The following is a 21,784-nucleotide window of genomic DNA, read 5'->3' as shown; positions in this document are numbered from 1 at the left end:
TTCTGTGCGAGAAAAGAATTCATTTCAAAAAGCAAACCGGAATCCGGGAATTTTCCCGAGTTTTTCGGTTTGCTTTTTTAGCCAAATACAGAAATCGTCCAATGCAACCAACGCAAAGCAATTGCATATGATTTAAAAGGTATGGATGGTAGTAATGAATAAAGGGGGTTCTCCTATGAGCATATCTTTGCAATTAGAGAGAGCAAGTTCGGGGTCTGTTTCCCCAAATGCCAATGTCATTTTTGATCAAGTCAAACAACAGTTGGGTGATATTAGCTATGACAACAATACGGGTGAAATTACTTTGCAGGAACCCGGCACATATATTTTTAACTGGTGTGTCGCAGTTCAGACCGCTCTTTCTCAGGGAGGAGTAGGGTTGGCGCTTGTTTCCTCTCAGGGGGATTTTTGTGAAGGCACTTCTCCGGTTCGATCCGGAGAAGTGGTGGGCTTTGCAGCCATAGGGGTGCAAACGGTACCTGTAACCATAGCGCTGAAAAATACAAATTATATGTTTTTCTTGTATTCGGGCCAAACTTCAGCAAAAGCTTCGTTGACGGTGTATCGGGAAAATGTTTCTGGCCCCACCGGGGAAACCGGCCCAACTGGTCCAACGGGAGAAATCGGCCCGATTGGGCCCACCGGGGAAACCGGCCCGATTGGGCCAACGGGAGAAACAGGCCCAACTGGCCCTACCGGGGAAACAGGCCCAACTGGGCCAACGGGAGAAACAGGCCCTACCGGGCCAACGGGGGAAACAGGCCCGACTGGCCCTACCGGGGAAACGGGCTCGACTGGGCCAACTGGGGGCACAGGCCCGACTGGACCTGCGGGCTCGGCAGCCGCGCAAGATATGTATATTATGACCACCAGCTTAGGTGCTATTGATACGCTGCTTGCTTATAATGATGGGGGAGGAAATAATCAGGCCGTAGGCGGTGTTGTATTCAGCGGCGCGGTTGATAATATAGAACTGACCCATATTTCCGCTTATGTGCTCCAAGTGGGATCGGAAACGGGGCAGTTTCAAATGGCTGTTTTAAGAGCAGACACCAACAATACCGCTGTAGTGGTGGCGGTTACCGATATGGTGACATCTATTTCTGGTGGATTGTTTATGCTTCCGCTGACTACTCCCATTACTATAACGGGTGAAAATATCTATTATTTGGCTGTTTACAATCAAATTAACGCATCTCAGCTGGGCGCAAAATCAGCGGGAACCAGCACGGTTGAAAATGCTCCGCCGATTAATTTCAGAGTCCAAAACTTTACAGGCGGGTTTTCAATTGGGCAAACTGTAAATATCAGTGACGTTAGTTTGCAGAAAACACCATGGTTGGCGGCAATGAAATAAATGGGGGATTAACCCTTGACTAAGGCTGGCGAAGCAATTTTGCTTCGCCAGCCTTTTTATGGGAAAAGAATTCTTTCTTTGGCGTTGTTTTGGGAAAGGCGCCATAAAATGCTATGAAAACATTGGCTAAACAGAATAAAACCAACGAATCTGCGTATTGATAATTTTGGCCGATTCGGGCAAGGATAATAAAAAACATAAGGTAGGAAAAGATGCTGTATGTAGTTGTAGCGTTAAGAATTATATCTGTAATGGCACTGATTTTATTGCTGACTTTAAAAACGGGCCGGCGAAAAATCGGTGAACTGCCCGTTTACGATTTTTTAACCATTTTAGTCATCGGAAGCGTCATCGGGGCCGATATTTCTGAGCCAGAGATTCCACATCTTCCGGTGCTGTTTTCTGTGATTGTAATGGTTGCTTTACAATATTTTGTCAGCAATATATTAATTCATCATAAGAAAATAGCCGGAAAACTGACCTTTGGGCCAACGGTGATCATTCAAAACGGACAATTTTTGAGAGAAAATATGGAGCGGCTCAAATATCCGTTAGAGCATGTGTTGATGGCGCTAAGAGAACAGGGGATATTTGATCTCAATGAGGTAGAATATGCGATTGTGGAAGGCAGCGGAAATATCAGTGTGCTGAAAAAAGCCCAGTTTCTTCCCCTGACCCCATCTGATATGAAAATCGGCACGGCATCCAAAGGCTTATCCATACCGCTGATTATGGAAGGGCAGGTTTATGACAGAAACCTGTGCCAATTAAAAAAGGACAGAAACTGGCTGGCCTCTCAACTAAAGCCGATGGGCATTGACGATTTTAAGGAAGTCTTTTATGCGGATGTGAATACGGAGGGGCAATTGTATGTGTCGAAGGTGGTTCAAACACAAGACTTTACAAGTCTTTTCCCGTTAGAGTGATTTTTAAGAGAAATGCTTTTTTAAACCCAGTTAAAATTGATTTGCTTCTCATAATGGTCAGAGAATGAGGTTTGTAACAATCAAAAAAACCTTGTGCAGTTCCCAATTTTAGGGTAATGCGCAAGGTTTTTTGATTATAAAATCATTTTATGAGACCAGTTCGCAGGGGGCAGTATGATTCTTTGCTGTGTTTGAACAAGACAGATTCAAGACAGTTCAATTTCATCCCTCTGCATAAACGCTGGAAAGGTGCCCGGCCAAACTGCACGAAAAAACACGATTCTCTGTGGTTGGAAGATTTAAAATGAAATTTTGTAAAGCGGAATTGCGTTGATAACGGGCACTTCATAAGGGTGAACTTTTTTAATCGCTGCTATGGTTTCTTCTGTTTTTTCCATTTTGCAGATAACCTCTACCTTATATTCCGTTTCAGAAGAAATGGTGTTTTCTGTTCCGAGGTACGGCTGGCTGCCTTTCAGCGGACGCCAGCACCCCGTTACTTCATAATAGGAAAGGCAGCAGTCGTAGCTGCCAATATGTCCGGCGTCCACCCGCTGCAAAGCATCCTGAAGGACGGCCAAATGGGTGTGGGGAATAAAAATTTCGATTTTACAATATTCAAAGTTCATTTGAAAGGCTCCCTCCGTTTTTTCTTCCCTTTTATTGAAAAAGAAATTTGAAATACCTGTTATAAAGCCATGTGGAAAAGTCAGGGGTTAGTTTTCGATTTTTCTGCCAGTCACATGAATTGCTATAAAGTTTGCTTTGGCAGAGGAATCCGGCGGATTTCTGCAGGATTTCTCTGCTTTGCTCTAAAATAATTCTAAGTGTGTTTTTCTAAAACGATTCGCTGGGCGGAATTTTCATATCAATTTGTGTTTGGCTGCCTCGGCCATATAGAAATCCTACCAATGCCAGAAAGAATCCGCTGACTAGAAGAATCGATTCTACGCTGACTACGTCAGCCAAAGGGCCGAACAATAAAATGGCTGCCGGCATTGCGCTGGCTGTGATAATCTGCACCATAGAGAATACCCTGCCCAGCATTTCGGGTCTGGTTATTTCCTGAATGTGTACTGTTTGGGCAGTGCTCATGGGCGGCAGGAAGAATCCCGCAATTCCCATAAAGGCCAGAAATGAAATAAAGTTCCAAGATAATCCCAACAACCCGAACAATACTCCGAAAGCCATCAGGCAAAGGGAAACTGTTTTTACTTTATTTTGAAACTGTCCTTTTACCGAAACAAACACTCCCCCGAACAGAGCACCCAGTGTCCAGATCATTTCATTGGCGGTCAGCCGCCAAATTTCACTGCCAAAGGTGCGTTCCACCATCAGGGGGGAAAGCACGGCAGCCGGTGTAATCAAGAAAAAAGAAAACAGGTAACAAATCAGAATACGGCGAAGCATCGGGTGCCCAAAAGCGTATTCTACGCCACTTCTTAAATCCATCCATATGGAATGAGATTCGCTTTGCGGCTCTATTTTTTCCACTTCTATGCGGCTCATCACACAAACTGCCAGGGCTGCAGTAATTACATCCACAAAAAAGGCCCCCACAATTCCAACCCAGCCAAGGATAAGGCCACCGGCGGCCGGAGCCAAAAGCATTAAAGTCGAATTTAAAGTTTGGTTGATTCCCTGTACTTTGGTTAAATGTTCCTGTGGCACCAATTGGGGATAAATTGCGCCCACAGCGGGCGTTTGTACACCAGCCCCGATAGAACGTACAGCGGAAATCATCAACAGCAGTTCCAAAGAATCAAATCCCAGCAGAAAAGCAATTGCCAGTGCCAAAGTGGCCAAAGCAATAAAGGAGTCGGACAACAGGATAAGATGCTTGCGGCTATATCGATCGGCCCAAACACCCCCAAATAAAGACACCAATACCTGCGGCAGTACAGAGCAGATGGTTGAAAGCATCAGCCATGTGCCGGAAGATGTGGTCAGGGTAATGTGCCAGATGATGGAGAATCCTACTACCGAGGAGCCAAAGAGAGATATATTTTGACTAAATAGAAACAGGCCGGCCCGCTTTTTCCAGGCAGATGTTTCCGGTTTGTTTTTTTTCATATAAGAATTTTCCTTTCTTCATAAAAAGGAGAAAGGCGCAAAAAAAGCGACAGGGCAAAAAGCCGCTGTCGCCTTCCCATTTGGGGTAAACGAGGATCAGCAGTACCTTTGTGCCTTCTCCGGAATGATAACAAATGAAAAATGGGCGCACCTGTCCCGATAGGAATAGGAAACAGGCATTATACGGCAAACGGCCAATTTCATTCCGGCAAAACCACAAATCATACTGAAAACCCTCCTTTCGTTTCAAATTGTTTTTATTGTACTATAGAGCCGGGCAAAAAACAAGAGTCCAATTTCTGTGCTTTGTGTTCCATTCTTTGGACAAAACATGGGCACGGGCTTTGGTGTGCAAGCCTTTAAAACTATCACAGGATTTAGAACTTCTTATTAGCCTTCAAAACACTTTTTTACGGTTTGGATAATTACATCCACATCGGCCATGGCACCCTTGCCCAAATCGCCGCAAGCCAAACGGGCTTCTTTCGGCTCGATGATTTGAAACCCATATTTTTTCAGCCGGGCCAGGTTATCTTGAACAATGGGATTTTCATACATATTGGTATTCATTGCGGGCGCAATATAGCGGGGAATATCTTTGATGGCCAAAACCACAGAAGAAAGCATATCATCGGCAATTCCGTTTGCCATTTTGCCGATGATATCGGCGGAAGCCGGGGCTATCAGCAGAAGATCGGCCTTTTTGGCCAACGAAATATGCTTGATTTCTCGGGGATAATCTTCCTGAAATACTTCGGTATACACCCGGTTTTTAGAAAGTGACTGCAATGTCAAAGGGGTAATAAAAGCCATGCCGCCTTTTGTCATTATTACGTCCACATTATATCCGTCTTTGGTCAAAACATTTACAATGTCAGCCGCTTTGTAGGCGGCAATGCTGCCGGTGACGCCTAAAATAATATTTTTCATTTTCTCGCCTCAATCAAATTCAACACTCTGTCGGCAATGCCTGCCGCAATTTCCTCTTTGGTTTCAAATGGAACACAGCTTTTATCCGGTGCCAGCAAATAACCCCGGTGTTTTCCATCTTTGATTTCTGTCTGATCATTTGCCAAAACCAAATCACAAGAATTCTTCGTTAAAACTCCGTAGCCGGCATCCAGAAGCTGTTGCTTTTCTACGCCGTCTAACAGCTTAAATCCCACCAGAACCACCGATGGCTGCAAGGATTTAATCAGGCTGATTAGTTTTGGGGTTTGTTTCATTGAAAGCATCAGGTTTTGAATGTTAGAGCCAACTTTGCTGTTTTGATCCAGCAGCCTGTCATTCTCCCGAATGCAACCGGCAATATAATCGGCCAAAGCATCTTTGGCTGTAAACTGCTGCCCGTTTAAGGGAAACAGCTTGCTTGCAAGAAAGCCCGCCAGATCTTCAGCGGTGGTCAAACGCTCGACAGTATAGTCACTGACCGCCATAGAGTGAATTACAGCGTCTATTTTTTGTGTGGTCAGAAGGTTGGACAGAGCGTCTTTGGCTTGCTCGACTCCCTCTGTAAAAACCACTTCAACACAGGGAAGATGAGGCAGGACAGAGCCTCGTTCGCAAAGATAATATATCTTTTCCATTTTTTCGCCGCACCGCGTTACAAAGGCTTCGGCGATCAGGCTCCCCAATGTTCCGGTGGCAGAGTTTTTGATTTTTCTGACCGGATCAATTTTTTCGGTTGTTCCGCCTGCTGTAATAATAATTTTCATATTTTTTCGTAATTCCTTTGCTGATAATTTTCGAAAAAGTATTGCGAAATTTGTTCTGTGTTTTCTTCTTATAGATAAGAAAACGGAGAATTATTCTTGCGGTGAAACCGCCCTTTTGCGTCAACACAAGTGATGTTTCTATGTTCTTTTAAGCATGGAACACTTTGCTTTCGCTTCTATTATATCATAGAATAAAGCGTGAAGAATAAAGCATGAAAAGTACTTTTGCGGCACAGCCGATCTTGTGCGAAAGCGCAAGTTAGAGTTCCATGTTCTCTTGGGTAAACTTTGCTTTGGATTACACTGTGAGGTTATTATATCATGTCCCAATCAGATTGCAAATGCAGGTTTTACGCGGATAAAAAGTGCTGAAAAATCAAAATGATTGATATTTTTAAGATGAAAAAACAATATTTTTCTTCGCTTGAAACCAGCTTTTTTGCGGAAACTGGATTTCTCACCCTTTGCATGTACGCTACGTATGATACTAGGAATACAACATTTGAAAGGGGATATCAAGCGATATGCCTATCACACCAGAAGTTCCGGAAATTCAAAATACAGAGGACATGGAACTTTCCGTATTTCGCATACCAAACCAGATTGACGCGGAATTTGATCGGTTGATGCAATTTATAAAAGAAAGAGATCTTTCGCAAATAACAGAAGCCATCAAACAAAACCTTAGATATTTCAGCGAAACCAATCCGAGAAGCTATCAAAGCTCTATCCATTTTTACAATGAATATGGGGGGCTTTGGGGAACGTATTTCCCTGAGCGAGAGGATTTTCAGCTGGCAGAAAACAGAGCCTATGCTTTTGCGGAGCACCGTGAGGATTTTGAATGGATTTATCACCGTTTAGAGGATTATCGTTCAAAACGGATTCTTGTGAATATCCTTTATTACTGGCTAATGTCAGACCCGAAACGAATTGAGGCAATTTGTGACAAAACGTTTTCTCAATATTTTGATTTGGATCTTGTTCAATGTGATGAGAACGAAGTGTTTGTGGATATCGGCGGCTTTATTGGGGATACCCTTGTGGATTATTCCAAAGTGTTCGGAACCAATTGCTGTAAACGAATGTACTGTTATGAAATTGTTCCGGAAAACATCAAATATATTGAGAAAAATAAAGAGCTGTTTCATCTGGATTCGGTGGTCATCCGGCAAAAGGGAGCGGGAAACAAAAATGGCACCATGTATTTTTCTTCCAACTCCATCTCATCTGTGAACCAGCTTTCCGAAACCGGCGAATACGAGGTTCCGGTTGTGCGTATCGATGATGATATTGAAGAAGATGTCACTTTTATTAAAATGGATATCGAAGGCGGGGAAGAAAAGGCCTTGTTAGGCTGTGCAGAAAAAATCAGAAAGAATCACCCAAAGCTGGCTTTGAGCGTCTATCACAACCATAAGGATCTTTGGAAACTGCCGCGTCTGATTGAGGAAATAGACCCTTCTTATCGCTTTTATTTCAGGTATTATGGGTTCCCGCTTGTTCCAACGGAATATGTTCTTTACGCCATTTGAATCGTTGATTCAAATGGCCGGTGCTCCGGTTTGGATGCTCCCTTGGAATGGACAGAATTTGTCAGAGAAGTTCTTAAAAAGGAGCACATAAATGATTCTTCAACGGCAAAAGTAACCGAATATACGATAACCGAATATTCTATTACGAAATGATTCGGAGATGATTCAGATGGGATATTATGTGACAGCAGAGCCGAATGTTAAGCTTTATGTTGAGGATTTGAACCCAGGCGGAAACAAAACAATTTTGCTGGTTCACGGCTGGCCGGGAAATCACAATCTGTTTGAGTATCAATTGAACCAGCTTCCCAAATTAGGATATCGGTGTGTTGCAATGGATTGCCGTGGCTTTGGTTTGTCCGATAAACCCTGGAGCGGATATGACTACGATCGGCTTGCCGATGATGTGCGCGCTGTGATTGATGCTTTGCAGCTGAAAAACATTACATTGGGCGGTCATTCCACAGGCGGAGCCATTTGCATTCGTTATATGGCAAGGCATAAAGGTTACGGGGTATCTAAGCTGGCTTTGTTTGCGGCAGCGGCGCCCAGCCTGATCCAACGCCCATATTTTCCCTATGGCTTGCAAAAGAAGGCGGTGCTGGACATTATACAGGGCACCTATCAAGATCGGCCCAAGATGCTGCGCGGGTTTGGAGAAACCATCTTTTATCACCGGGTCAGTGCTCCGTTTTCAGACTGGATTTTTCAGCTGGGTTTGCAGGCAGCAAGCTGGTCAACGGCGGCGATTGCCAACACATGGCTCAAAGAAGAATTATTTGACGATATGGAAAAAATAGATGCCCCCACGCTGATTTTACATGGATTAAATGACAAAGTATGTCTTTTCCCATTGGCAATAGCACAAAACAAGGGAATTCGGAATTCGAAACTGGTGCCGTTGAAACAATGCGGACATTTTCTTTTTTATGATCAGATGGAGCGGTTTAATCAAGAGCTGATTGCATTTACACAAGATTAACCGAACAAACAAAAAACTCTCTATTCCCGGAAGACGCCCGGGAATAGAGAGTTTTTTTATGGATAAAAAGGAAGAGTAAACTTATCAAAATAAAAACATCTTGTTTCGTCTTATTTCCTGTGTATTGCGAACACCACAAGACTGGCTACAAGAGCAATTACTGCGACGAATCCAACCATTGTAATCAGTGAAAACGACATTCGATTTCCTCCCATTTTTAAAAGCCTGCTTCGTTCGTTTAGATGGTTTTAGATTATTGCTTTCGTTTCTGCCGTGAGATTATTATATCATAGCATTTTACAGGTGTACAGGTCATATATTTACTATCCGATTCATTCGGGAAGGAACACTTGAAAAACAGTATGCCGGATTTCCATTTTCGTCCCTGTTGGACTGGGAAATCTATTTTTGGACCAAAATGAAACAGAACAAAAAATAGCGTTAAATTTCACAAAGTTGCTAAATAAAACTTGTGGGTGTTGACTGTTTTTTTATTGTTCGGATGAAAAAAACTTTAGAAAGTATCACAATTTACCGTTTATCGGGTATTGACTTTTTGTAATTGTTCCTATAAGATAATGATAAAATATGTAATTTTAGAAATAAACCAGCGAGGTAATGCGATTGGTTGTCCGCTGAAAAAAGGCGGGCTGCTTGTCCCAAAGATGCTGACAAACAAAGCTTATTGGGGCAAGATTCCCGTGAGCCAACATGGCATCTGTGAATAGACGAAAGGTGGCCATGAAGAAACGGTGTTTGATTGTGCAGAGAACAAAAAAGATGCTTCAAGCCAACCGGGTATTGAAGATCAGCAATTAATCGACCTCGTTAACCGGCTTACCGATTTATCGGAACAGGATGTCGCTTTACTGATTGAAGTCCGCCATACCTTGCCCTTTATCAGTGATCTGGAAGGGGGCGATGCATACATTGATATTTTAACAAAAGATAACCATTTGGCCGTGGTTGTGGCTCAGCACAGCTCACCGGAAGCAAGTTTTTACACGCACAGTCCGGTGGGGGATATCATGTGGCGCAAAAACGAGCCGGGGGTCTATCGAACACTGGAAATAGGGGTACCCACCCGGGAACTGAAAGCCAGTGTAAGTGACCGAAATATCATTGTGCGGCAGAATGTCAGTGCGATTACCAACAGCCAGAACCAAATCATTGGCGTTCTGATTGTGGAAAAGCATCTGCATCAAAGTCCAGTTGAGAAATCCTTTTTAAAACAGGAATACCCCACTGCGGATACCATTTCCAGCGGTGGTGAAATACAGTTTATTGCAGAATACATGAATGATGCAGTGCTGTTTTTCGATATTCAGGGAATTTGCGTTTATGCAAATCCGCTGGCCAAGCAAATTTATTTGGGTTTAAATTATCAGGATGAAATAGAAGGCTTGACTTTTGAAAACCTGTCATTTGGCAATTACACCTATCATGATTTGATTGAGAAACGCCAAATTGATCACAATGAAATTAAGATTGGTCAATATAATTTAAAAGTGACCTGCACCGCAACGTGGAACGAGGAAAGGCAATTTAAAGGCGCTGTGCTGATTATCAAAGATATCACAGAGATTAAAAACAAAGAAACTGAGTTAATCGTGAAATCAGCCGCTATTGCAGAAATTCACCACCGGGTGAAGAATAATCTTCAAACCATTATCAGTTTGATTGGCATGCAGTCTAACCGAACGAATAATGAACAGGTAAAATCCTTTTCCCGTGACATTATCAGTCGAATTTACAGCATCAGTCTGACCCATGAGATTCTGGCTCACAACAGTGTGGATTACATTGACATTAAGGAAATGTTAAGCCGCATGTTTAACAGCTCCATGAGCTTTATTGTTCCGGAAGGGCTGGATTTGAATTTGGAATTGTTTGGGGATGAAATTTCTCTGCAGTCCGATACCGTGATGGCCATTGCAATGGTGGTCAATGAACTGATCCAAAACTGCATTAAGCATGCGTTTATTAGCAGGCAAACGGGTCGGGTTACGCTGACCATTGTAAAAGGGGATATTTATTCCTGCATTACCATTACCGATGATGGTGCTGGGTGTTCCGGCACCGGGAATCGAAGTGGTATGGGGCTTAAACTGGTGAAAAGTCTGGTGAAAGACAAACTTAAGGGGGATATTGATATTTCTTCCAATAGCCCCGGAACCAAAGTCCGCTTTACATTTATCTGCAACGAAAATTATTATTAATAGTGTCCCAGTGTGCAATGACGTATGCTGGATGGGCAACGGAGTCCAAAAGAGCTTCCAACGTAGCTCTTGGGCTCTTTTTTGTTTTTTTAGAATAAACGGTAAAACAGAAAAGTCAATATCATACAATTGAAACGTTTTGTATGCAATGAAGTATATTAAACGATAATTTTGAGGCAAAGAAGCCCAAAAATTCCTGATTTCAGGGGATTTTTGGGCTTTTATTATATTTACATAACGAGGAGCGACAGGGGGTATGCAGTTAAAACTGGATTACATAGCCAATAGGCATGTCGGAGCATTATGGTTTCAATCAATTGGAATGAATACTGCTGCGCAGCATGCAGTGAAGCTGCATGCAACATTTCAGAGCCAAATGAAATAAGGAGGTATAAGTAAATGACAACAAATAATACCGCAATGATAGCAAAGGGATTTACAAAACCAACAGCGAGAGTAGAGCGCTTGAAGAAGGAACAGGTAGAGGCCGTCCCGGTTGTTGAAGTAGAGAGGGCACTTCTGGTTACCGAATCTTATCAGGATACCGAGCACATGGCCCCGGTTCTGCGCCGCGCAAAAGTGGTGGAAAACCTGTTTAACAACATGCAGATTACCATTCGCGATGATGAGTTGATTGTCGGCACGACTACCGAGCATTCCCGTTCTTCCGAACTGGGAATCGAATATTCTTATGATTGGATTGAGCCGGAGCTCGATACCATGGCCACCAGAGACTGCGATCCGTTCATTATTTCAGAAGACCGCAAGAAAATTCTGCGTGAGCTGGGCAGTTACTGGAAGGGAAAGACCTTGAGCGAGTATGCTTTGTCTTTGATGTCCCCGGAAAACCGCGATTGCCAGGAATGTGCCGTATTTAACGCAGGCAACTATCTGTATGCCGGTGTCGGACACTCGGTTGTGTTCTATGAGAAAGTTGTTCAGGTTGGTTTTAGCGGAATCATCAAAGAAGTACTGGAAGCCATGGAGAATCTGGATCGCAACCAGCCCGAATCCATCAAGAAGGAGCAGTTCTACAAGGCTCTTTTAATTACTTATACTGCAGCCATTAATCACGCCCATCGCTATGCAAAAAAAGCGGAAGAAATGGCTCAGAAAGAACTGAACCCCACCCGAAAAGCAGAGCTGCTGCAAATTGCTCAGAACTGCTACAATGTGCCGGAGCGCGGCGCGAAAACCTTCTGGGAAGCAGTTCAGTCGTTCTGGTTCGTTCATTATATGCTGCACGTTGAGTCCAACGGACACAGCTATTCCCCCGGTCCCTTTGACCGTTACATGTATCAGTTCTATAAGAACGATCCCGGCATTACCAGAGAATTTGCACAGGAATTGATCGACTGCCTGTTTGTTAAATTCAACGACGCCAACAAAGTCCGTGATGATATCTCTGCTCAGGCATTTGCGGGATATCAGCTGTTTGAATTGCTGGCTTTGGGCGGCACCGATGAGGAAGGCAACGACCTGACCAATGATGTCAGCTATATGTGCCTGGATGCACTGGCACATGTGGGAATGCCGATGCCTTCTGTGGGCGTTCGCATTGGGAACCAGACTCCGGACGAATTCCTCTATCGTGCCTGCGAAGTGATTCGTTTGGGTTACGGTATGCCCAACTTGTTTAACGACGAAGTGATTATTCCCGCAATGGTCAACCGCGGAATTCCGCTGAAAATGGCTCGTACCTATACCCCCAGCGGATGCGTAGAGCCTGACATTCAGCACAAATATGAAGGATGGCACGATGCCGCCAGCTTTAACGTTGCAAAAGTGCTGGAAATCACTTTGAACAACGGCCGTTGCTTCGGTAAACAGCTGGGCCCGCAAACCGGCGAAATCACCACCTTTACCTGCATCGAAGATTTCTTCAAGGCATTTGAAAAGCAGATGGCTTACTTTGTGCACAACATGGTAGAAACAGTGAACTGCATCGATATGGCTCACGGCGACAGAGCGCCGCTGCCTTTCCAGTCTGCATTGATTGAAGGCTGCATTGAAAAGGGCAAATCCGTACAGGAAGGCGGAGCCATGTGGAACTTTACCGGCCCGCAGGGCGTTGGTATTATCGATGCCGGTGATTCCCTGTATGCCATTCAGAAGAATGTCTTTGAAGAGAAAAAGATTACTTTAGAGCAGTTAAAAGATGCTTTGGATCACAACTTCGGTTATCCGGTTCCGGCTCTTGGCTCAACTGATTTGTCCGCTTCTGCCGGACAATGCGCAGGAGCATGCGGCACAGCCTCTAACGCAGAGGCCGAGATGGAAGCCAGAATCTATGAGGCGGTCAAATCCATTCTCAGCGGTTCCGGATCCGTCAGTCTGGCAGATATCCGCAAAAATGTGGAGAGCCAGGGCGTAGCCAGCAATGGCAAATATGACGATATTCTAAGAATCCTGAAGAATACTTCCGGTTTCGGAAACGACATCGACGAGATTGACGAGTACACCGTTCGCTGCGGCCGCACTTACTGCGAGCTGGTCGAGCAGTACAGCAACCCCCGCGGCGGCAAGTATCAGGCGGGCATGTACCCCGTATCCGCAAACGTACTGTACGGCAAAGATGTCGGGGCACTGCCCACCGGCAGACTGGCGAAAACAGCGCTGGGCGACGGAGTATCCCCCCGTGCCGGTGTGGACACTAACGGCCCCACCGCAGCGGCCAACTCCGTTTCTAAGCTGGACCATGCCATAGCCAGTAACGGAACTTTGTACAACATGAAATTCCTGCCTGCTGCAGTGGCGGGCGACGGCGGACTGATGAATCTGGCAGCACTAATCCGCGGATATTTCGAGCGCAAGGGCATGCACATTCAGTTTAACGTTGTTGACCGCCAGGTGCTTCTTGATGCGCAGGCACATCCGGAGCAGCACAAGGATTTGGTTGTCCGCGTAGCGGGATACAGCGCGCACTTTGTCCGGCTGGCGAAAGATACTCAGGATAACATTATCGCTCGTACAGAGCAGACATTCTAAATATAGCATTTCTTTTCAATACGGCGCGCAATGAAGTGCAGGAGGTTTTTTATAAATGGCGTCTGTAAACTATAAAGCCGAGGGAACGGTGTTTGATATTCAGCGTTTCTCTATTCACGACGGCCCCGGCATACGAACCATTGTCTTCCTGAAAGGTTGTCCGCTCTCCTGCCTCTGGTGTTGCAATCCGGAATCACAAAAGCTGGCTCCCGTTGTTATGTTTCAGCAGAGTCAATGCATCAGCTGCGGCAAATGCCTGCGTGCCTGCAAAGTCGGCGCAATCAGCCTGGATACCCCCGGGCTGATTGACCGGCAAAAATGTGTGGGCTGCGGGGAATGCGCCAGTGTATGTCCCACAGGTGCACTTGTGCTAAAAGGCGAGAAAATGACGGTAGAGCAAGTGGTGCAAATCCTGAAGAAGGATGCGACCATTTACCGGAAATCCGGCGGCGGGATTACCCTGTCGGGAGGGGAGCCGATGGTGCAGTGGGAATTTGCAACCGAGCTGCTCAAAGCCTGTAAGTCACAGGGGTGGCACACTGCCATAGAAACCACAGGGTACGGCAGTGAACAGGCGGTGGAATCGGTTTTTCCCTTTATTGACCTGGCTTTGCTGGACATTAAGTCTATGAATTCCCAAACGCATAAAAACGTGACCGGCGTAACAAACGAGCTGATTCATAAAAATGCGGTGCGAATTGCTCAGCTGACCAAAACGGTAATCCGCGTTCCAACCATTCCGACAATCAATGCATTTGACGAAGAGTTTCTACGCATTGCCGAGTTTGCAAAAACCTTGCAGGGGGTTGATACCGTTCATGTGCTTCCTTATCATACATTGGGTGAAAACAAATATAACCTGCTAGGGAAAGAGTATTCGATGGGTTACGAAATCAAACCGCTTCCACCGGAAGAAGCGGCTAAATTCCAGCAGATTGTGCAAAATCAGGGACTTCGCTGTGTTGTGGGCGGTTAAAAATAAGAATGAACAGGAGGTTATGGAATGGATCAAAATTTGATTGAGAAGGTGATGAAGCGTGTTGCATCCGAGATGAATGCTGCTGAATTACCGGGATCCACGTCTGTGGAAAAGAACATTGGAGTGACCGAATATGTTGGTACTGCCATCGGGGATACCATTGGTTTAGTAATTGCCAGTGTGGATCCGCAATTGGCGCAAGCCATGAAACTGGGAAAATATCGTTCCATTGGCATTATCGGGGGAAGATCGGCACTGGGCCCCCATGTTATGGCGGTTGACGATGCGATTAAAGCCACGAACACTGAGGTGATCAGTGTGGAAGCACCCCGTGACGGCAAGGGTGGGGCCGGCCCCGGTGCCCTTATTATCATTGGAGCAGACGATGTGTCGGATGCCCGCCGTGGTGTGGAAGTGGCGCTGAGTTCTTTAGAGAAATATTATGGGGACATTTATGTGAGCGACCCCGGCCATCTGGAATATCAGTACACTGCCAGAGCCAGCTACTGTATTGAAAAGGCATTCGGCTGCCCGTTGGGGAAAGCCTTTGGTCTGGTGTGCGCGGCTCCGGCGGCGATTGGAACCGTTTTGTCGGATGTGGCTGTTAAAGCGGCTAACGTAGAGGTTGTCAGCTATACTTCCCCCAATGCCGGAGAGGGATATTGCTACTCAAACGAAGTTACACTCACCTTTACCGGGGATTCCGGTGCGGTGCGGCAAGCGGTGAAAGCGGCCATTGATGTGGGACTAAAACTGCTGAGCGCCATGGGCGAAGAGCCGAAAAGCTGCGCAACGCCTTACATTTAAACCCGCATATCACTAGAATTCCATAGATCAGACTTTCGATTTTTTGAATAGTTCGAATATAAAATTATGATTTCCGTCAGAACGAATCATTTTCCTGTGGTTAACCGGAATCAGGCGCTGCTGTTTGCTCCTCCTGTGCCGAAACGTTCGGGAGCACCAATCGGCGGGGGCGTCTATGGGAAAAAGAGTTTTTCGAAAAACGGATCAGTTTGTTTTTCCTTACCGAAACGGCTGGATGGTTTCGCCTGCGCCCGGGCGAAACCGCGCCGTGTGAAGGAAGAACAATCTAAAACACTTGGCAGAAGCATTCTGTACCAATCACGATAGGATTTTTGAAATCAGGAAGGGGGACACGCCGGATGGAAAGTGCATTGGGAATCATCGAAATTCGAGGGCTTGCCACTGCTGTGATGATTACCGATCTCATGGCGAAAACGGCGAATGTCAAAATTGCGAATGTGGAACGGACATGGGGGTACGGTTGGCTTACGGTCAAAGTATTGGGTGAAGTGGCAGCTGTCGATGCCGCCATTCAGGCCGGCAAGCAGATGGGGGAAGAATATGGGGGATATATTTCTTCCAAAGTAATTCCCTGCCCGGCGGATGGGGTTTCAGAAGTTTTCTGTCAAACGGCAGAATCGGACGATACCGGTTCGATGTTTGACTGCATGTTGAATCCTGATTTTGGCTTGGAATCAAATGAAGTGGCTGAAAACGAGTGTATACTGGAAACCAACGGTCAGCCCCCGACACGAACGGCGGTAAATCCCGTTTGTTCCGGCGATGCTTCCGAACAGAAGCCTATGCGGAAAAAGAAGAAAAGAAACCGTTTGCCGGCAGCTGTAACTGACGAGCCGCAGACGAGCCAAAATAAAATCGTTGAAGGAATGCCGGCCAAACCGGCTCCTGAACAGAATGGAGCTTGTTATGGAATTTAACGATAGAATGTGTACAGCCGGTTTTGTTGCAGAACAGCAGCCGGATGTGGTGGAACAGGCTGTTTTTGTGTCGCGAAAGGCTTATCAGGCCTATTCCAAACTGACGCTTAATCGCAGGCGGGAAGTCATTACGGCAATTAAAAACAGGATGATTCCATTGGTTCCGGAAATGGCCGAGAAGGAACTGCAAGAAACCGGGATGGGCAATCCCCGTGATAAGATAATAAAGCTGATGCTGGCCATTCACAAAACACCTGGGGTAGAAGATCTGGTGACAGATGTTCTGACCGGTGATGATGGAATGACTTTATATGAATATTCCGCCTATGGGGTAATCTGCGCGGTGCAGCCGGGCACAAACCCCTGTGCTACTATTATTAACAATACCATCGGAATGCTGGCGGCCGGGAACGCTGTAATTCATATCCCGCACCCCAGGTGTGTTGCGGTTTCCCGCTTTGTGGTCAATCATATTAATGAGGCCATATACAGCGTGTGCGGAATTCCCAACCTGGTGATTGCGCTTTCGGAATCTTCCATGCAGCTGGCCGATGAAATTATGAATCATCCGGATGTGGCGATGGTGGTTGCCACCGGCGGTGGCAGAATGCTGGGCAAGGCACTTTCTGCATCCAAAAGAGTGATTGGGGCAGGCCAGGCAAACCCGGTGGCAATCGTGGATGAAACAGCCAATTTTACAAAAGCGGCCGGTGATATCATCGCGGGTGCCTCTTTTGATCACAATATCATGTGCATCAGTGAAAAGAGTATTGTTGTGGTTTCTTCAGCTGCTTCTCAGTTTGCTGAGGAGCTAAAAAAGCAAGGCGTGTACTATGTGGAAAATGAGCTGGAAATGCTGAAACTGACCAAGGCAACCGTCACCAGTGAGATGACCATGAACCGTGCCCTAGAAGGAAAAAGCGCCAATGCCATTCTGAAAGCCGCCGGGATTTCCTGCGACTGGGAGGTTCGCCTGATTGTGGTGAACACCGTCAAAACACATCCCTTTGTGACGCTGGAAATGCTGATGCCGCTGGTTCCTATGGTGTGTGTCAAAGACTTTGATGCAGCGCTGGAAACTGCCTTGTTTATTGAACAGGGGCTTCGGCATACCGCCATGATTCACTCTCAATCCATTGAGCGTTTGAATCGGGCGGCACATATCATGCAGACGTCGGTATTTGCGAAAAATGGCTCTTCTTTGGTAGGAATTGGCGTTAACGGTGAAGGGAATGCCAGCTTTACCATTGCCAATGTAACCGGAGAAGGAGTAACAACCGCCCGGCATTTTGCCCGAAGAAGACGCTGCACGCTGACAAGCGGATTTTCGATTCGCTGATTGCAGATTTCTATCTTTTGGGGGCTTTGTTCTGTTATGTGCAAGCCGTTTTTTGAGGCGGTAAAATATAGAACAAAGTTTGTACGGGAGCTGTTGTGGGGAAGAACCCTGTGTGATGAGCTGCGGCGGCAAATCAATCGCAAACAGTTGCAGAGCAAGCGTCAAAAAGAGGGTTGGTTTTAGACGGAGAAAAAAACAAACCTTTGCCGCTTGGAAGCCCAGCTCATCCCCAAGATACTTTTGATAAAAGGCGGTGTCAAGACATGCAGTCTTATCTGGTGACATCTGAATCGGTGACGGAAGGGCACCCCGATAAGCTTTGCGATCAAATATCAGATGGCATTCTGGATGCTTATTTGGAACAGGATCCATTCAGCCGTGTGGCGGTGGAAACGATGGCCTCAAAGGATACGCTTTTTCTTGCGGGAGAAGTGACTTCCAACGCAAGCGTGGATATTTTGGAGGTTGCCCGAAAAGTCGCCTGGCAGATTGGGTATACCACGCCCGAATCTGGGCTGGATGCGCGTAATTGCCTGATTCTTACCAATGTTCATGCTCAATCTCCGGATATTGCTCAAGGGGTTGGACTAGAACAGGGCCTGATTGGGGCCGGGGATCAGGGAATCATGTATGGGTTTGCCTGCGATGAAAGCGAAACCTATATGCCCCTGACGCATCATCTGGCCACAAAGCTTTGCCTTCGGCTGGCAGAAATGCGCAAAAGCGGCCGGCTTTCCTGGCTGTATCCGGATGGAAAATCGCAAGTGACCATGCAGTATGATGAAAATGGAAAACCAAGTCACATTACCAGCATCATTGTGTCTGCCCATCATCAGGAAGGTATTTCCGGGGAACTGATTCGGGAATCTATTTTGCGTGATGTCATTTGTCCGGTAATCGACCTCCGCTGGCTGAATGAACACACGCAGATTCATATCAATCCCACCGGCAGCTTTTCTGTGGGCGGTCCTATGGCAGATACGGGACTGACCGGGCGCAAACTGATGGTGGATACCTATGGGGGTATTGGCAAACATGGCGGCGGTGCGTTTTCGGGGAAAGATCCCACTAAGGTGGATCGATCAGCCGCTTATATGGCGCGGTATGTGGCAAAACACATTGTCGCAGCCAAGTTAGCCAAACGGTGTGAGGTGGCGCTGGCTTATGCCATTGGCCGCCCTGAGCCGGAAGCTGTGTCGATTCATACATACGGAACCGAGCAGATTCCGCTGGATATTCTGCATGACATTGTGAGAGAGGTATTCTCTTACTCGGTAAAAGATATTCTGGAAAACTTGAGCCTGCGCAGACCCCAGTATCAAAAGACGGCATCTTATGGTCATTTTGGCCGGGAGAATCAGGGCTTTCGGTGGGAAGAATTGGATCAAACCGAGCATCTATGTGTGTTGGCGATGCAGCGTATGGCCAAGAGATTTCTTTGATTTTGCATTGCACGATACTGTTTTGGGTTTGATAGATAAATGCAGAAGCCGCGTCCACAAAATAGAGCTGTTTTGATAAGACTGGATTCGAACAGCAAATTTTTGGCCGCACACATCGGTGCATACAACAGATGGATGTGCTGGAAGAAACAACACGAGAGGGGAAGCGGGAATGGATTTGAAGGCGGTTAACGCATACATCGAAAAGGTAGAACGTTCGGAAAAGAAAGTTCTGTCTTCCGCCAAAGGAAAGCTAAAAGTCGGCGTGGATTTGGGTACGGCATATATCGTGATTGTAGTATTGGATGAAAAGGATCATCCGGTTGCTTGCGAAAAGCGCGCGGCCAGAGTTCTTCGCGATGGCGTAGTGGTGGATTTTATGGGGGCGCAGCAAATTGTCGGGGAGCTAAAAGCCACTTTGGAATCTCGCATTGGCCGGGAGCTGACCCAGTGCGCAATTGCGATGCCGGCCGGAACCGAAAGCAGCACCAAAACCCATATCTATGTGGCAGAAAGTGCCGGATTCGAAGTAATTCGGGTGTTGGATGAGCCCAGTGCAGCCAATGCTCTATACCGTATTTCCAACGGTGTGATTGTGGATATCGGTGGGGGAACAACCGGCCTTGCGGTATTCCGTGACGGCGATGTGATGCGCGTGGTGGATGAAGCCACGGGCGGTGTGCATCTTACGTTGGTGCTGTCGGGCAATATGGGGGTTCCTTTTGAAGAGGCAGAGCGCATCAAAATGGATCGTTCCAACCACAAGAAAATTTTTCCGATCATCAAGCCTGTGGTGGAAAAAATGGCTTCTATTGTGCGCAACCATATCGATACCAATGAAACCGAAGTTCTGTATCTTTGCGGCGGCACTTGCTGCATGACCGGAATTGAAAAGGTGTTTCAGGCGCAGGTTGGGATTCCGGTGATTCTGCCGTCCAATCCCTTTTTGGTAACCCCCATCGGAATTGCCATGAACTGCTTTGCAGAACAAAATCAGACAGAGAGCAGTACGGTAACATCCTGAGTAGTTCAGCAAAACAGCCCGGCAAAGAAAATGGAGAGCGAGCGGTTTGACAATTTAAAACAGTTTCGATGAATAGTGTGTTAGAATCGTTTCTTTTTTGTTTAGATGAATTTAGCAAAGATGGCCCGGCACAAAAGATTTTCTCTTTTGTGTATCGGAGCGTTTTGAAAGGAAGGACTTAATATGGAAATTATCGTAAGAAAAGCAACAGAAGGCGAAAAAGTGTACATGATGCGCGAACCGATTTGGGAGAGCGGCGTTGCGGAATTTAATTGGCATTATCCCAGCGCAGAAACCTGCTATATCATCGAAGGGCAGGCGACAGTCGAATATGCCGGGGGCAAAGCTTCTTTCGGCACAGGTGATCTGGTTACTTTCCCCAAAGGAATGGATTGTGTGTGGAAAGTAACCATTCCGATGAGAAAGCATTTCCGATAATCTTTGTGTTTTCCGATTAACGTCACAGTCAGCCCACAACAGCTCTGCATTGTATTTAAAGTAAAAGTAGTATCCCAAGGCTTTTCGGGTGGGCTGACTGACGTTTCCTCCGTTTACGGGCAATTCGGCCCAAAGAAAGCATAGCGGCAAATTGTGTTTTGGCGTTATTTTAGATGCCTTTTGCCGCTATGCCAATCACTTGTTGTGAAGAAGATTACAACGATTTTACCCTGAGCATTCTTGTAATATTCTGGAAACGGTTTGCAGGCCACCTAGCATTGAAGGCAGCAGAAATCAGTTCGAATAACAGGCTCCTGTTGGCAGGGGTATTGCAAAATAACTAAATAAAACTTGTGAGTATTGACTTTTTTTCATTATTCAGATAAGATAAATAACGAGATATCTAATTTGGAATTAAGCAGGTGAAGTGATGTATCGGGTTGTTATCGCAGAAGATGAACCGCTTATCCGAATGTATGTAAGAGAAATACTGGAGCTCAATGGTTACGAAGTGGTTGGTGAGGCTGCGGATGGCTTTGATGCGATAGAGGTTTGCAGAAGTAAAAAGCCCGACTTTGCGATTCTGGACATTAAAATGCCGGTGTTGGATGGCTTAGAAGCCGCTGCCATTATTCATCGGGAAGAACTGGCATCGTTTATTTTGTTACTTACAGCCTACAGCGATAAGTCCATTGCCGAAAGAGCAATCAGTGCCGACGTGATGGGGTGTATTACCAAACCCGTTGATGAAAATACATTGATACCAGCCATTCAAATTGCCATCAGCAAACATAAAAAGATGAAAAAATTAGCTGCGGAATACAGCAAGGCGAAAACCGCTTTGGAAGACCGAAAATTCGTTGATAAAGCCAAGGGCATTTTGATGGCAAAGAAATCCATGCAAGAAAACGAAGCGTATGAGTATATGCGCAAAGTGGCTATGGATAAAGGCTGCACCATCGCTCAGGTGGCAAAAATGATGATCTCGGCGATGAAATGATTGAAAACGGAATATTGTTCCG

19 protein-coding genes are annotated in these 21,784 nt (G+C 46.0%); 15 read left to right on the top strand and 4 right to left on the bottom strand.

Going from position 1 to position 21,784, the window contains the following annotated elements; genetic code table 11:
- Positions 1-175 precede the first annotated feature (175 nt).
- Both C1A02_RS13615 and C1A02_RS03830 read left to right on the top strand, forming a co-directional pair.
- Entirely contained in the window at positions 176-1,357 is a 1,182-nt protein-coding gene (locus tag C1A02_RS13615) for a collagen-like protein (RefSeq protein WP_207204872.1), read from the top strand.
- 212 nt (positions 1,358-1,569) lie between these two features.
- Positions 1,570-2,283: a DUF421 domain-containing protein gene (locus C1A02_RS03830; protein WP_101696908.1), complete on the top strand. Its 714-nt coding sequence runs from the start codon at positions 1,570-1,572 to the stop codon at positions 2,281-2,283.
- A 299-nt stretch (positions 2,284-2,582) separates the two neighbouring features.
- Here the strand turns inward: C1A02_RS03830 and cutA are convergent, their stop codons facing one another.
- The 4 genes from cutA to C1A02_RS03805 form a co-directional block, all read right to left on the bottom strand.
- Positions 2,583-2,912 (bottom strand): divalent cation tolerance protein CutA, encoded by a 330-nt coding sequence (gene cutA, locus C1A02_RS03825; RefSeq protein WP_101696907.1) that lies wholly within the window; start codon positions 2,910-2,912, stop codon positions 2,583-2,585.
- A gap of 208 nt (positions 2,913-3,120) precedes the next feature.
- Positions 3,121-4,356: an MFS transporter gene (locus tag C1A02_RS03820; RefSeq protein WP_101696906.1), complete on the bottom strand. Its 1,236-nt coding sequence runs from the start codon at positions 4,354-4,356 to the stop codon at positions 3,121-3,123.
- A gap of 390 nt (positions 4,357-4,746) precedes the next feature.
- Positions 4,747-5,286: a phosphopantothenoylcysteine decarboxylase gene (gene coaC, locus C1A02_RS03810; protein WP_101696904.1), complete on the bottom strand. Its 540-nt coding sequence runs from the start codon at positions 5,284-5,286 to the stop codon at positions 4,747-4,749.
- A complete protein-coding gene (locus C1A02_RS03805; RefSeq protein ID WP_101696903.1) occupies positions 5,283-6,071 on the bottom strand; it encodes a phosphopantothenoylcysteine decarboxylase domain-containing protein in 789 nt (262 codons plus the stop codon). Before C1A02_RS03805 ends, coaC begins: the two co-directional genes overlap by 4 nt.
- Before the next feature lie 524 nt (positions 6,072-6,595).
- On the opposite strand from C1A02_RS03805, the gene C1A02_RS03800 reads away from it, so the two are divergent.
- From C1A02_RS03800 to C1A02_RS03745, 13 genes are all read left to right on the top strand, one after another.
- Positions 6,596-7,606: an FkbM family methyltransferase gene (locus C1A02_RS03800; RefSeq protein ID WP_101696902.1), complete on the top strand. Its 1,011-nt coding sequence runs from the start codon at positions 6,596-6,598 to the stop codon at positions 7,604-7,606.
- Positions 7,607-7,775: 169 nt separating this feature from the next.
- Positions 7,776-8,588 carry an alpha/beta fold hydrolase gene (locus C1A02_RS03795; protein ID WP_101696901.1) on the top strand — a complete coding sequence of 271 codons (813 nt, stop codon included), beginning with the start codon at positions 7,776-7,778 and terminating at the stop codon, positions 8,586-8,588.
- 752 nt (positions 8,589-9,340) lie between these two features.
- Positions 9,341-10,807: a sensor histidine kinase gene (locus tag C1A02_RS03790; RefSeq protein WP_101696900.1), complete on the top strand. Its 1,467-nt coding sequence runs from the start codon at positions 9,341-9,343 to the stop codon at positions 10,805-10,807.
- A 256-nt stretch (positions 10,808-11,063) separates the two neighbouring features.
- The gene (locus C1A02_RS13820) at positions 11,064-11,192 is read left to right on the top strand and encodes a hypothetical protein (RefSeq protein WP_279385497.1); all 129 of its coding nucleotides are present in this window, start codon (positions 11,064-11,066) and stop codon (positions 11,190-11,192) included.
- Between the two features lie 35 nt (positions 11,193-11,227).
- Positions 11,228-13,795, top strand: a complete 2,568-nt coding sequence (locus tag C1A02_RS03785) for a glycyl radical protein (RefSeq protein WP_101697473.1) — start codon at positions 11,228-11,230, stop codon at positions 13,793-13,795.
- 55 nt (positions 13,796-13,850) lie between these two features.
- Entirely contained in the window at positions 13,851-14,771 is a 921-nt protein-coding gene (locus C1A02_RS03780; RefSeq protein WP_101696899.1) for a glycyl-radical enzyme activating protein, read from the top strand.
- Between the two features lie 27 nt (positions 14,772-14,798).
- A complete protein-coding gene (pduB, locus tag C1A02_RS03775; RefSeq protein WP_101696898.1) occupies positions 14,799-15,581 on the top strand; it encodes a propanediol utilization microcompartment protein PduB in 783 nt (260 codons plus the stop codon).
- A 359-nt stretch (positions 15,582-15,940) separates the two neighbouring features.
- Positions 15,941-16,519 (top strand): BMC domain-containing protein, encoded by a 579-nt coding sequence (locus C1A02_RS03770; protein WP_101696897.1) that lies wholly within the window; start codon positions 15,941-15,943, stop codon positions 16,517-16,519.
- The gene (locus tag C1A02_RS03765; protein ID WP_101696896.1) at positions 16,509-17,858 is read left to right on the top strand and encodes an aldehyde dehydrogenase; all 1,350 of its coding nucleotides are present in this window, start codon (positions 16,509-16,511) and stop codon (positions 17,856-17,858) included. Before C1A02_RS03770 ends, C1A02_RS03765 begins: the two co-directional genes overlap by 11 nt.
- Positions 17,859-18,121: 263 nt before the next feature.
- Positions 18,122-19,300: a methionine adenosyltransferase gene (metK, locus tag C1A02_RS03760; RefSeq protein ID WP_101697472.1), complete on the top strand. Its 1,179-nt coding sequence runs from the start codon at positions 18,122-18,124 to the stop codon at positions 19,298-19,300.
- Between the two features lie 172 nt (positions 19,301-19,472).
- Entirely contained in the window at positions 19,473-20,324 is an 852-nt protein-coding gene (gene eutJ / locus C1A02_RS03755; RefSeq protein WP_101696895.1) for an ethanolamine utilization protein EutJ, read from the top strand.
- Between the two features lie 183 nt (positions 20,325-20,507).
- Complete coding sequence (locus C1A02_RS03750; protein ID WP_101696894.1) at positions 20,508-20,762, top strand: cupin domain-containing protein; 255 nt, start codon at positions 20,508-20,510, stop codon at positions 20,760-20,762.
- Between the two features lie 430 nt (positions 20,763-21,192).
- On the top strand, positions 21,193-21,762 hold the full coding sequence (locus C1A02_RS03745; RefSeq protein WP_243577912.1) for an ANTAR domain-containing response regulator: 570 nt from the start codon (positions 21,193-21,195) through the stop codon (positions 21,760-21,762).
- Positions 21,763-21,784 lie beyond the last annotated feature (22 nt).

This window comes from Clostridium minihomine (genome assembly GCF_900240385.1).
Taxonomy (GTDB): domain Bacteria; phylum Bacillota; class Clostridia; order Oscillospirales; family Acutalibacteraceae; genus Faecalispora; species Faecalispora minihomine.
Note: the sequence above shows the minus strand (reverse complement) of the source record. Positions and strands in the feature narration are given on the sequence as shown.

Excerpts from the sequence above, each read along its gene's own strand:
- C1A02_RS03795 (WP_101696901.1), top strand. The coding sequence starts at position 7,776 with ATGGGATATTATGTGACAGCAGAGCCGAATGTTAAGCTTTATGTTGAG.
- C1A02_RS03750 (WP_101696894.1), top strand. The coding sequence starts at position 20,508 with ATGGAAATTATCGTAAGAAAAGCAACAGAAGGCGAAAAAGTGTACATG.
- eutJ (WP_101696895.1), top strand. The coding sequence starts at position 19,473 with ATGGATTTGAAGGCGGTTAACGCATACATCGAAAAGGTAGAACGTTCG.
- metK (WP_101697472.1), top strand. The coding sequence starts at position 18,122 with ATGCAGTCTTATCTGGTGACATCTGAATCGGTGACGGAAGGGCACCCC.
- C1A02_RS03770 (WP_101696897.1), top strand. The coding sequence starts at position 15,941 with ATGGAAAGTGCATTGGGAATCATCGAAATTCGAGGGCTTGCCACTGCT.
- C1A02_RS03745 (WP_243577912.1), top strand. The coding sequence starts at position 21,193 with ATGTATCGGGTTGTTATCGCAGAAGATGAACCGCTTATCCGAATGTAT.
- C1A02_RS03765 (WP_101696896.1), top strand. The coding sequence starts at position 16,509 with ATGGAATTTAACGATAGAATGTGTACAGCCGGTTTTGTTGCAGAACAG.
- C1A02_RS03800 (WP_101696902.1), top strand. The coding sequence starts at position 6,596 with ATGCCTATCACACCAGAAGTTCCGGAAATTCAAAATACAGAGGACATG.
- C1A02_RS03830 (WP_101696908.1), top strand. The coding sequence starts at position 1,570 with ATGCTGTATGTAGTTGTAGCGTTAAGAATTATATCTGTAATGGCACTG.
- C1A02_RS03805 (WP_101696903.1), bottom strand. The coding sequence starts at position 6,071 with ATGAAAATTATTATTACAGCAGGCGGAACAACCGAAAAAATTGATCCG.
- C1A02_RS13820 (WP_279385497.1), top strand. The coding sequence starts at position 11,064 with ATGCAGTTAAAACTGGATTACATAGCCAATAGGCATGTCGGAGCATTA.
- C1A02_RS03820 (WP_101696906.1), bottom strand. The coding sequence starts at position 4,356 with ATGAAAAAAAACAAACCGGAAACATCTGCCTGGAAAAAGCGGGCCGGC.
- C1A02_RS03780 (WP_101696899.1), top strand. The coding sequence starts at position 13,851 with ATGGCGTCTGTAAACTATAAAGCCGAGGGAACGGTGTTTGATATTCAG.
- coaC (WP_101696904.1), bottom strand. The coding sequence starts at position 5,286 with ATGAAAAATATTATTTTAGGCGTCACCGGCAGCATTGCCGCCTACAAA.
- cutA (WP_101696907.1), bottom strand. The coding sequence starts at position 2,912 with ATGAACTTTGAATATTGTAAAATCGAAATTTTTATTCCCCACACCCAT.
- C1A02_RS13615 (WP_207204872.1), top strand. The coding sequence starts at position 176 with ATGAGCATATCTTTGCAATTAGAGAGAGCAAGTTCGGGGTCTGTTTCC.
- pduB (WP_101696898.1), top strand. The coding sequence starts at position 14,799 with ATGGATCAAAATTTGATTGAGAAGGTGATGAAGCGTGTTGCATCCGAG.
- C1A02_RS03785 (WP_101697473.1), top strand. The coding sequence starts at position 11,228 with ATGATAGCAAAGGGATTTACAAAACCAACAGCGAGAGTAGAGCGCTTG.